Raw genomic sequence first — 10,174 nt, forward strand, 5'->3', positions numbered from 1 at the left:
GGCAAAGGCCCGCCCCATGGACCACCCAGCCGATAGGGCAAGAGAAATGAAAACCTTCACCGCTACCCCGGCGGATATCGAGAAGAAGTGGATCGTGATCGACGCCGAGGGCGTCGTTCTCGGCCGTCTCGCCTCGATCGTCGCCATGCGCCTGCGCGGCAAGCACAAGCCGACCTTCACGCCCCATATGGACATGGGCGACAACGTGATCGTCATCAACGCCGACAAGGTGCAGATGACCGGCAACAAGCGCGCCGACAAGAAATACTTCTGGCACACCGGCCACCCGGGCGGGATCAAGCACCGCACCGCGGCCCAGATCCTGGATGGCGCCCATCCCGAGCGTGTCGTGACCGCCGCGGTCAAGCGCATGCTGCCGGGCAACATCCTGTCGCGCAAGCAGATGACCAACCTGCGTGTCTACGCCGGGGCCGAGCATCCGCATGTGGCGCAGAATCCCGAAGTGCTGGACGTCAGGTCCATGAACAAGAAGAACACCCGGAGCGCGTGATGGCCGAAGAAATCAAATCCCTCGACCAGCTGAACCAGGCCGTCTCGGGCGGGGCCGCCATGCTGGCCGACTCCGATGCTCCGCGCGAACCGGTTCGCGATCAGTTTGGCCGCTCCTATGCCACCGGCAAGCGGAAGGACGCGGTTGCCCGCGTCTGGATCAAGCCGGGTTCGGGCAAGGTCTCGGTCAACGGCAAGGACATCAACGCCTATTTCGCGCGTCCCGTGCTGCAGATGATCCTGCGCCAGCCGTTCTCGGTCGCCGGCGTCGTCGACCAGTTCGACGTGATGGCCACCGTCAAGGGCGGCGGGCTGTCGGGGCAGGCGGGCGCCGTCAAGCACGGCATCTCGAAGGCGCTGCAGATCTACGATCCGGGCCTGCGCGACGCGCTGAAGGCCGCCGGCTTCCTGACCCGCGACAGCCGCGTGGTGGAACGCAAGAAGTTCGGCCGCCGCAAGGCCCGCCGCAGCTTCCAGTTCTCCAAGCGCTGAGGCCGGTCACCGGACCCTGCAGGGGCCGCGCCATATGGCGCGGCCCTTTTTCGTTCACGGATGGCGGGCTGTCCGGCAGGTCCGATGCACGGCTCCGCGCCGGGAGCGGTGGATGGGTCGTGCGGCGTCCCTCTGGTGTGGCCCGGCGGGCGCCGGAATGGAGCGTGGGCATGGCGGCCATTTTTCGCGTGCGCCATTTGTGCAATGAATGGTCGCAGAGGGCCAGTCGGGGATAGCGGCCCGTGGGCCATCGCAATCCAAGATCGCCGTCAACGGTTTGAAGATAAAAATGCAGACAAATCAAAACGCCAGATTGTCCGTCGCGCCCATGATGGACTGGACCGACCGGCATTGCCGGTATTTCCACCGGCTGATGAGCGCGCGCACGCTGCTTTACACCGAGATGGTCACAGCCCCCGCGCTGGTGCGGGGCGGCGCGCGGCATCTCTTGGCCTTCGACCCGGCCGAGCATCCCGTCGCGGTGCAACTTGGCGGATCGGACCCGCAGGAGCTGGCCGAGGCGACGCGGATCTGCTGCGACGAGGGCTATGACGAGGTCAACCTGAACGTCGGCTGTCCGTCCGACCGGGTGCAATCGGGCACCTTCGGCGCGGTGCTGATGAAGACGCCCGGACTGGTAGCAGACTGCGTCGCGGCGATGCGGGCGGCGTCCTCGGTCGAGGTCACCGTGAAATGCCGGATCGGCGTCGACGACCAGGACCCGCGCGAGGTGCTGCCCGCGTTTCTGGATACGGTCGCATCGGCCGGGGTGACGCGGTTCGTTGTCCATGCCCGCAAGGCCTGGCTGCAGGGCCTCAGCCCCAAGGAGAATCGCGATATCCCGCCGCTGGATTACGGTCTTGTCCACGAGATGAAGCGCGCCTTTCCTGGGCTGACGATCTGCCTCAATGGCGGGGTGCTCTCGCTGGACGAGGCGCAGCGCCTTCTGGCGGGCGGGCTTGACGGCGTGATGATCGGGCGGGCGGCCTACCACGACCCGGCGGCGATCCTGCTGGGGGCCGACGAGGCGATCTTCGGCGTGCCCGGGCGGAAAACCCGCGAAGAGGTCGTGGACGCGATGAAACCCTATATCGCGCAGCATCTGGCCAGCGGCGGGCGGCTGCACAACGTCACGCGCCACATGCTGGGGCTTTATGCAGGCCAGCCCGGCGCGCGGGCCTGGCGGCGGGTGCTGTCCGAGGGCGCGACGCGGCCCGGCGCAGGGCTCGACCTGCTGGACGAGGCGCTGGCGGCTCTGCCCTGCGCGGCGTGAGCCCTCTGGCGCGGCGGGGGCGGCTGGGCTAAGGGGCAGGGGACCGGTCGGAGGATCCCATGCCCGAGCTTTCCCTGTTCCTGCCGATGCTGGCGATGCTTCTGCTGATCGGCGCCATCGCGGGCGTGATCGCGGGACTGCTGGGCGTGGGCGGCGGCTTGATCCTGGTGCCGGCCTTCTTCTACGCCTTCGGCGCGCTTGGCTATGACAGTCCGCAGCTCATGCAGATCTGCCTGGCGACGTCGCTGTCCACCATCGTCGTGACCTCGGTACGCTCGGTGCTGGCGCATAACCGCAAGGGGGCGGTCGACTGGGCGATCCTGAAAACCTGGGCGCCGGGGCTGGTGCTGGGCGCGCTGGTTGGCGTGCTGGTGGCCGCGGGGCTGCGCTCCGAGGTGCTGCAGGCGATCTTTGGCGTGCTGGGGGTGCTGGCGGGCGGCTATCTGGCCTTCGGCCGGTCAGGCTGGCGGCTGGCCGAGACGATGCCGGGGGGCACGCTCCGGGCGGCGCTGTCCTCTGGCGTGGGGTTTCTCGCGGTGCTGATGGGGATCGGCGGGGGTCTCTTCGGGGTGCCGCTGATGACCGTCTATGGCCAGGCGATCCACCGCGCGGTGGCGACGGCGGCGGGCTTCGGCGTGCTGATCGCGCTGCCCTCGGTGATCGCGTTCCTGCTGGTCGACATTCCGCCCGCGGGCCGGCCGCCGCTGACCTTCGGCGCGGTGAATCTGCCGGCCTTCGCGGTGATCGTCGGGATGACCCTGCTCACCACGCCGCTGGGCGTGGCGCTTGCCCACCGGCTGGACCCGAAGCCGCTGCGCCGGGTCTTTGCCCTGTTCGCGATCGTCGTGGCCGGGAACATGCTGCGCAAGGCGGTGGGGCTGTGAGCCGCGCGCCGCAGCGTTCCGCTTTCCCCCGGCGCGGGTCGGGATAATCTGGGACCGTTCGGCAGAGGGAGACGGGCAGCATGGTCTACAAGGCGATCGACTATCGCGTGGCGGATGGAATCGGCGTGCTGACGCTGAATCGGCCCGAGGTGATGAACGCGCTCGACACCCAGATGCGGGCCGAGATCCTCGACGCGGTGCGCCACGCACCCGAGGCCGCGCGGGTGCTGGTGATCACCGGGGCGGGGCGGGCCTTTTGTTCCGGGCAGGATCTGGGGCAGGGGGCGAATGTCGCGAATATCGACCTGGAACGCACGCTGCGCGATGAATACGAGCCGATGCTGCGCGCGATCTTCGACTGTCCGATCCCGACCATTGCCGCGGTCAACGGTCCGGCGGCGGGGGCGGGGGCGAACCTTGCGCTGGCGGCCGACGTGGTGATCGCGTCCGAGGCGGCGGTGTTCCTGCAGGCCTTCACCCGGATCGGGCTGATCCCCGACGCGGGGGGCACCTACTGGCTGCCGCGCCAGGTGGGATTCGCCCGCGCCATGGGGGCCGCCATGTTCGCCGAGCCGGTGCCCGCGCGCCAGGCGGCCGACTGGGGAATGATCTGGGAGGCGGTGCCCGAGGACGGGTTCGCCGCCCATTGGCAGGCGCGCGCCGCGCAACTGGCCGCGGGGCCGACCGTCGCCTATGCCCGCCTGAAGGAGGCGATCCGGGCGTCCTACGCCAACGATCTGGAGGCGCAACTGTCGCTCGAGGCGCGGCTTCAGGGCGAATGTGGCGCGACGCTGGACTTCAGGGAGGGGGTGGTGGCCTTTCTGGAAAAGCGCAAGCCGCGGTTCGAGGGACGCTAGCCGGAGCTGCGTGACACCACGGGACGACACGATTCCAACTGCGCGTTGCGGGCAGGGGCGCTCGGCCTCTTCCCGCGGCGCCCCGTCAAGCCGGGACCGCGCGTCCCATTCCCCCGCCGGGCGGTCCGGGCTATCGAGGGGGCGACCGGGACGGAGGAGCAGGGCGATGGCGCAGGATCGGGTCTGGGTGAGTGCGGTCAAGACCGACTCGACCCTGGTCAGAGGGCTTGAGAAGGATAAGAGCGAACCCGGATGGGTGGCGCTGGACGAACGCCGCGATCCCGCCGAGCAGGACCTACCGGTGCATCTCTATGGCAAATACCGGGACGATCCGCTCAAGGACCTGCCACCGCTGTTCATGGGCGGCAGCGGCATCATCATGAGTGGCCAGATCGCCGCGCCGATGCTGAAATTCGACCTCGGCCGGACGCTGCTGTTGCCGCTTCGGATCTTCCTGGCCGACCGCACCACCGAGATCGGGGCGGAGCGCGCCTTCTACACGATCCCGCGCTACCACGTGTTCGAAGCGCTGGCGCCCGAGGGCAGCCCGGCGCTGCGGCAAAGCGAATACGACGCTGCACAATGGCTGCTGCCCCGCGCGCCGAAGGACGGCGACGTCGCCGTGACGCCCCAGGCGCTGGAGGCCCCGGCGATCTGGTTCGACCCCAGGCTGATCAACGGGTTCTTCATGGGCGGCCCGCTTGTCGCCGCCCTGCAGGAGGCGGGCGTGGCGCGTTACTGGCAGCTTTTCGAGTGCCGGGTGGTCTGAGGCGCTATTCCACCGTCACCGATTTCGCGAGGTTGCGCGGCTGGTCCACGTCGGTGCCCTTGGCGACCGCCGTGTGATAGGCCAGCAATTGCGCGGGCAGGGCGTAGAGGATCGGCGTGAAAAGCTCGGGCGCCTCTGGCATCACCAGCGTCTGCCACACCCCGTCGCCCGCCTCGGCCGCGCCCCTGGAGTCGGTGACCAGCAGCACCTTTCCGCCGCGGGCCATCACCTCCTGCATGTTCGACACGGTCTTGTCGAACAGCCGGTTGTGGGGCGCCATCACGATCACCGGCACGGTGTTGTCCACCAGCGCGATGGGGCCGTGCTTCAGTTCGCCCGATGCATAACCTTCGGCATGTATATAGCTGATTTCCTTTAGCTTTAGCGCGCCTTCAAGGGCCAGAGGATACATCGCGCCACGCCCCAGGAACAGCACGTCGCTCGCCTCGGCCAGATGCCGGGCGATCGTCTCGACCCGCGGCCCGGCGGCCAGCGCGGCATTCAGCCGGCCAGGCATCGTGCGCAGATCCTGGATGTGGGCGGCAAGCGTTACGGCGTCCAGCGCCCCGCGCTGGCGCGCGGCGTCGAGCGCGACCAGCGCCAGCACAGCCAGTTGGCAGGTGAAGGCCTTGGTCGAGGCCACCCCGATCTCGGCCCCGGCGAGGATCGGCAGGGCAAGATCGCTTTCGCGTGCGATCGAGCTTTCGGCGACATTGACCACCGACACGATCCGCTGCGCGCGGCCCTCGCAATAGCGCAGTGCGGCCAGCGTGTCGGCGGTCTCGCCCGACTGGCTGACGAAGACGGCCAGCGTACCCGCGGGGATCGGCGGTTCACGGTAGCGGAATTCCGATGCGATATCGACATCGACGGGCAGGCCGGCCAGTTGCTCGATCCAGTATTTCGCGGTCATGCAGGCCAGGTAGGCGGTGCCGCAGGCCACCATGGTCACGCGGCTGACGTGGGTGAAGTCGATGCCGCCGCCGGGCAGGACGATCTCGCCGCCCTCGCCCAGGTAGTGGCGCAGCGCGTCGCCCAGAACGCTGGGCTGTTCGGCGATCTCCTTGGCCATGAAGTGCTTGTAGCCGCCCTTTTCCACGCGGGTCGCGTCGATCTCGATGGTGCGGATCTCGCGGTTCACCGGGCGGCTCGCGGCGTCGAAGAAGGCCGCGCCGGCGCGGGTGACGATGGCGCGGTCGCCTTCTTCCAGATAGGTGATCCGGTGGGTCAGCGGCGCCAGCGCGATGGCGTCCGACCCCACGTACATCTCGCCCTCGCCATGGCCGACGGCCAGCGGGCTGCCGCGGCGGGCGGCGATCATCAGGTCGTCCTCGCCCTCGAACAGGAACAGCAGCGCAAAGGCGCCTTCGAGCCGGTCGAGCGTGCGCTCGGCGGCCTCGCGCGGGGACAGCCCCGCGTCGAGGAAGGATTGCGCCAGATGCGCGACCGTTTCGGTATCGGTGTCGCTTTCGAAGCCCGCGCCCTGCGCCACCAGATCCGCGCGCAGGGTGCGGAAATTCTCGATGATGCCGTTATGCACCACGGCGACGCGGCCCGCGCGGTGGGGATGGGCGTTGGCGACCGTGGGGGCGCCGTGGGTCGCCCAGCGGGTATGGCCGATGCCCGCCTTGCCCGGCAGCGGGTCGTGCACCAGCAGGTCCGAGAGATTCACCAGCTTGCCCACAGCGCGGCGGCGGTCGAGCCGGCCGCCATTCACCGTGGCGATTCCCGCGCTGTCATAGCCGCGGTATTCCAGCCGCCGCAGCGCCTCGACCATGATGGGGGCAACCTCGTGATCGCCCAGAACGCCGACAATTCCGCACATCAGATCAATCCCTTTTGCGCCGGGCCTTCTCGGCTCGCAATCTCTCGAACAGTTTCGTGGCAAGGCCCGGCTTGTTCTGCTGCCGCGCCCGGCCGATCGCCAGCGCCCCCGCGGGCACGTCGCCGGTGATGACCGAACCCGAGCCGGTCATCGCGCCCGCGCCCACCCTGACCGGCGCGACCAGCATCGTGTCCGAGCCGATGAAGGCCTGCGCGCCGATCTCGGTACGGTGCTTGAACACACCGTCGTAATTGCAGGTGATGGTGCCCGCGCCGATATTCGCCTGCGCGCCCACGGTGGCGTCGCCGATATAGCTGAGATGGTTGATCTTGGCACCTTCCGCCACCAGCGCGTTCTTGATCTCGACGAAATTGCCCACGCGCACGTCCTCGGACAGTTCGGCCCCGGGGCGCAGCCGGGCAAAGGGGCCGACGACGGCGCCGCGGCTGACATGACAGCCTTCGAGATGGCTGAAGGCGCGGATCAGGGCGCCCGATTCCACCGTGACGCCGGGGCCGAAGACCACGTTGGGCTCGATCACCGTGTCGCGGCCGATCACGGTGTCGAAGGCGAGGAACACGGTTTCGGGCGCGATCAGCGTGATGCCGTTGTCCAGCGCCTGCGCGCGCGCGCTGGTCTGAAAGGCGGATTCGGCCGCGGCCAGGTCGGCGCGGGAATTGACGCCCATGGTTTCGGCCGCGTCGCAGATCACCACCCCCGCCGACAGGCCGCGGGCACGGGCCAGCCCGACGATGTCGGTGAGGTAATATTCACCGGCGGCGTTGTCGTTGCCGACCTCGGCGATCAGGTCGAACAAAAGCGTGCCGTCGCAGGCGATGACGCCGGAATTGCACAGGCCGATCTGGCGCTCGGCCTCGGTCGCGTCCTTGTATTCGACGATCCGCTCCAGTTCGTCGCCCGCCAGCACCAGCCGGCCATAGCGGCCCGGATCGGCGGGCTCGAACCCCAGCACGACGACCGCGTGGTGGGCGCGGGCCTCTGCCATGGCGGCCAGCGTCTCGGGGCGGATGAAGGGCGTGTCGCCGTAAAGCACGATCACATCCCCCGTGACGCCGTCCAGCGCGGCGCGGGCCTGGGCCGCGGCATGGGCAGTGCCGAGCTGTTCGGTCTGCTCGACCACGGCCGCATCGGGGTCAAGGTCGAGCACGGCTGCCCGCACCGCATCGGCGCCGTGGCCTGCCACGATCACCGTGCGCACCGGGTCGAGCGCAGCGCCTGCCGCCATCGCATGCGCGATCAGCGGCGCGCCCGCCACCTCGTGCAGCACCTTGGGGCGGTCGGACTGCATCCGCGTGCCCTGGCCCGCGGCCAGGATGATCAGCGCTGTCGGCATGGGGTCTGTGCTCTTTCCTTTTGGCCGCATCCCTTTTATCGCGGTTATGCGGGCGTGCAACCGGCGCCCGCTTCACTTGGCGTTTCGCTCTGTTTCAGGGCGGGCGGCATCCCGCGCAAGGAGGGGGCATGCGCACCGTCATCTTCGATCTCGACGGCACGCTGGCCGATACCAGCCGCGACCTGATCGACGCGGCCAATGCCTGTTTCGAGGATGTGGGCCTGGGCCTGCCGCTGGACCCGGTGGCGGATGCCGCAACCGCGTTCCTGGGCGGGCGGGCGATGCTGCGGCTGGCGTTCGAGCGGTTGGGCGTGGCGGACACCGGGGACGAGGTCGCGGCGCAGTTCCCGGTCTTCCTGGGCCATTACGCGCGGAACATCGACCGGCACACACGGCTGTATCCGGGGGCTGTCGAGGCGGTCGAACGGCTGCGCGGCGCGGGCTATCGCGTGGGCATCTGCACCAACAAGCCCGAGGGGCTGGCCGAGGATCTGCTGACGCGGCTGGGGGTGCGGCGGCTGTTCGGCTCGCTGGTGGGCGCCGACACGCTGGCCGTGCGCAAGCCCGATCCCGCGCCCTATCGCGCGGCGGTGGAACGCGCGGGCGGTGCGGTCGCCCGTTCGATCCTGATCGGCGATTCCGCGACCGACCGGAATACGGCCCGGGCGGCGGGGGTGCCCTGCGTGCTGGTCACCTTCGGCCCCGCCGCGGCCGAGATGCCGGGGCTGGCACCCGAGGCGCTGATGGCCGATTACGGCGAACTGTTCGACCTGGCCGGGCGGCTGATCCCGCAGGGGGGGGCATGAGCGAGCGGTTCACCGGCAGTTTCACCCAGCAGGAGCCGGTCCCCGAGGACGCGATCGAGGCCGCCGTCGCGGTGCTGCGCCATGGACGGCTGCACCGCTACAACCTCGCGCCCGGCGAGACGGGCGAGGTGGCGGCGCTGGAACAGGAGTTCGCGGCCTTCACCGGGGCGCGCCATTGCCTGGCCGTGGCCTCGGGTGGCTATGCGCTGGCCTGCGCGCTCAGGGCATTGCAGGTGGAACCTGGCGAGGCGGTGCTGACCAACGCCTTTACCCTGGCCCCGGTGCCCGGCGCCATCGCCAGCCTCGGCGCACGGCCGGTCTTCGTCGAGACGACCGAGGCGCTGACCATCGACCTGGACCACCTGGAACGCCGGATTGAACAGACCGACGCGCGGGTGCTGATGCTGAGCCACATGCGCGGGCACATCTGCGACATGGGACGGCTGATGGAGATCTGCGACGCGGCGGGCGTCGCGGTGATCGAGGATTGCGCGCACACGATGGGCGCGGCCTGGGACGGGGTGCCATCGGGGCGGCACGGGGTGATCGGCTGCTATTCGACCCAGACCTACAAGCACCTCAATTCCGGCGAGGGCGGGCTGATCGTCAGCGACGACGCGGGGCTGATGGCCCGCGCGGTGCTGCTGTCGGGGTCCTACATGCTGTATGACCGCCACCGCGCCGCGCCGCCGGCGCAGGCGTTCGCGGGGCTGGTGGCCGAGGTGCCGAACGTGTCGGGGCGGATGGACAACCTGCGCGCCGCGATCCTGCGCCCGCAACTGGCCCGTCTGCCCGCGCAGGTGGTGCGCTGGAACCGGCTGTACCGGGCGATGGAGGCCGGGCTGGCGGACACGCCGGGGGTGGGCCTGATCGCGCGGCCCGCGGCCGAGGCGTTTGTCGGCTCGTCCTTCCAGTTCCTCTTGCCCGGCTGGCCCGCATCCCGGATCGAGGGCGTTCTTGAACGCTGTGCCGCCCGGGGGGTGGAGCTGAAATGGTTCGGGGCCGCGCGCCCCCGGGGCTTCACCTCGCGCTATGCCCACTGGGCCTGGGCCGCGCCCGAGCCTCTGCCACGGACCGACCTCGTGCTGGCGGGACTGATCGACATGCGCCTGCCGCTGACCTTTTCCGAGGCCGATTGCAGCCTGATCGCCCGGATCATCCGCGAAGAGATCATCGCAGGATAGCCGGGAACCGGCCTTCCCCCGGAACCTCGGACCGGCGATGAAACGAACTGGGCTTCTTCTTGGCGAAAATACTCCGGGGGTCCGGGGGCAGCGCCCCCGGCCGGGGGGGGGGGGGGGGGCGCCCCCCCCCCCCCCCCCCCCCCGCCGGGGGGGGGGGGGGGCAGGGGGCCCGGGCGCCCCCCCCCGCCGGGCGCCCGCGCCGGGGGCGCGGCAGCCGCCG

The 10,174-nt window shown here is 69.8% G+C and carries 10 protein-coding genes; 8 read left to right on the top strand and 2 right to left on the bottom strand.

The features are described from left to right. Positions 1-46 precede the first annotated feature (46 nt). The 6 genes from rplM to EV655_RS07040 all read left to right on the top strand — a co-directional run bounded on the left by rplM (position 47) and on the right by EV655_RS07040 (position 4,785). Positions 47-511 (top strand): 50S ribosomal protein L13, encoded by a 465-nt coding sequence (gene rplM, locus EV655_RS07015; protein WP_132543230.1) that lies wholly within the window; start codon positions 47-49, stop codon positions 509-511. Further along, positions 511-1,002 (top strand): 30S ribosomal protein S9, encoded by a 492-nt coding sequence (gene rpsI, locus EV655_RS07020; RefSeq protein ID WP_132543232.1) that lies wholly within the window; start codon positions 511-513, stop codon positions 1,000-1,002. The genes rplM and rpsI overlap by 1 nt, the downstream gene beginning before the upstream one ends. A 289-nt stretch (positions 1,003-1,291) precedes the next feature. Then, entirely contained in the window at positions 1,292-2,275 is a 984-nt protein-coding gene (dusA, locus tag EV655_RS07025) for a tRNA dihydrouridine(20/20a) synthase DusA (RefSeq protein WP_132543234.1), read from the top strand. 59 nt (positions 2,276-2,334) lie between these two features. Beyond that, the gene (locus EV655_RS07030) at positions 2,335-3,159 is read left to right on the top strand and encodes a sulfite exporter TauE/SafE family protein (RefSeq protein ID WP_132543236.1); all 825 of its coding nucleotides are present in this window, start codon (positions 2,335-2,337) and stop codon (positions 3,157-3,159) included. Between the two features lie 80 nt (positions 3,160-3,239). Continuing rightward, positions 3,240-4,016, top strand: coding sequence for an enoyl-CoA hydratase-related protein (locus EV655_RS07035; protein WP_132543238.1), 777 nt, complete (start codon positions 3,240-3,242; stop codon positions 4,014-4,016). Positions 4,017-4,182: 166 nt separating this feature from the next. Beyond that, entirely contained in the window at positions 4,183-4,785 is a 603-nt protein-coding gene (locus tag EV655_RS07040) for a hypothetical protein (protein WP_132543240.1), read from the top strand. A gap of 4 nt (positions 4,786-4,789) precedes the next feature. Here EV655_RS07040 and glmS read toward each other — a convergent pair whose 3' ends face one another. Together glmS and glmU are read right to left on the bottom strand one after the other, a co-directional pair. After that, positions 4,790-6,610, bottom strand: a complete 1,821-nt coding sequence (gene glmS / locus EV655_RS07045; RefSeq protein WP_132543242.1) for a glutamine--fructose-6-phosphate transaminase (isomerizing) — start codon at positions 6,608-6,610, stop codon at positions 4,790-4,792. 4 nt (positions 6,611-6,614) lie between these two features. Next, the gene (gene glmU, locus EV655_RS07050; protein WP_132543244.1) at positions 6,615-7,964 is read right to left on the bottom strand and encodes a bifunctional UDP-N-acetylglucosamine diphosphorylase/glucosamine-1-phosphate N-acetyltransferase GlmU; all 1,350 of its coding nucleotides are present in this window, start codon (positions 7,962-7,964) and stop codon (positions 6,615-6,617) included. 128 nt (positions 7,965-8,092) lie between these two features. Between glmU and EV655_RS07055 the strand changes: the two genes are divergently transcribed. Further along, positions 8,093-8,770, top strand: coding sequence for an HAD-IA family hydrolase (locus EV655_RS07055; RefSeq protein WP_132543246.1), 678 nt, complete (start codon positions 8,093-8,095; stop codon positions 8,768-8,770). Continuing rightward, a complete protein-coding gene (locus tag EV655_RS07060) occupies positions 8,767-9,954 on the top strand; it encodes a DegT/DnrJ/EryC1/StrS family aminotransferase (RefSeq protein ID WP_132543248.1) in 1,188 nt (395 codons plus the stop codon). The genes EV655_RS07055 and EV655_RS07060 overlap by 4 nt, the downstream gene beginning before the upstream one ends. Positions 9,955-10,174: the final 220 nt, after the last annotated feature.

Source organism: Rhodovulum euryhalinum, assembly GCF_004342445.1.
In the GTDB taxonomy this organism is placed as follows: domain Bacteria; phylum Pseudomonadota; class Alphaproteobacteria; order Rhodobacterales; family Rhodobacteraceae; genus Rhodovulum; species Rhodovulum euryhalinum.